The sequence below is a fragment of the Protofrankia sp. Cr1 genome (assembly GCF_963555865.1).
Lineage (GTDB): Bacteria > Actinomycetota > Actinomycetes > Frankiales > Frankiaceae > Protofrankia.
The window spans coordinates 1-743 of record NZ_CAUVXO010000708.1 but is presented as its reverse complement, the minus strand read 5'-3'; the positions used below and the strand labels follow the sequence as shown (position 1 = coordinate 743).

Sequence of the window (743 nt, the reverse complement as noted above, 5' to 3'; positions counted from 1 at the left end):
CCCTCTGGAGGGATGTCGTGGCAGGTGTCGCGCCCCAGCAACAAGCAACCGCATTGGCAAGCGACACATCAACTACATTGAGTAATATTATTGACACTAAAAACATCCAAGCCCGGACCCGAGGAGGGGCGGACGACGTGGCACTTTCGGCGACGATCAACCAACCGATCTCGTCCACGCCGCCCTGGCAGGTGCTGGTGGTCTGTACGGGCAACCTGTGCCGATCACCGATGACCGAGTATCTCGCCGTCGCGGCATTGCGGGCAAACCTTGGCACCGAGGTGCATTCGGTGACCGTCAGCAGCGCCGGAACACACGCCCGTAACGGCATGCCGATGCACCGGCATGCCGCCGCAGTCCTGGCAGAACGAGGCATCGACCCGGCCGGCTTCGCCGCGCGCCGCCTTGACGACACGATGGTGAGCGACGCTTGCTTGGTGCTGTGCGCCGGGCGCGAACACCGCAGCTTCGTGGTGGCAATGGCGCCGAAGGCGGTGCGCCGTACCTTCACGCTCCGAGAGTTCGCCCGGCTGACCGCCGGCATCGCCTCTGCCGGCATCGCCTCCGCCGGCATCCCGGCACGCACCGGCCAGGCGAACCCCTGCCCAGCGGAGACGATCCGGACAGACGGTGTCCGAACCTGTGGAGACGCGCTTGTCGCCCACGCGGCGGATCACCGGGGTCAGCGCCGGCCCGAGCATCCCACCGACGACGACATCGCCGACCCGATCGGAGCATCGATT

Annotated in this window: 1 protein-coding gene; it reads left to right on the top strand. The window is 66.5% G+C overall.

Annotated features, from left to right (window positions below):
• Positions 1 to 137: 137 nt before the first annotated feature.
• Positions 138 to 743 (top strand): protein tyrosine phosphatase (locus U9980_RS28335; protein WP_322770728.1); only part of this gene is annotated, 606 nt, incomplete at its 3' end.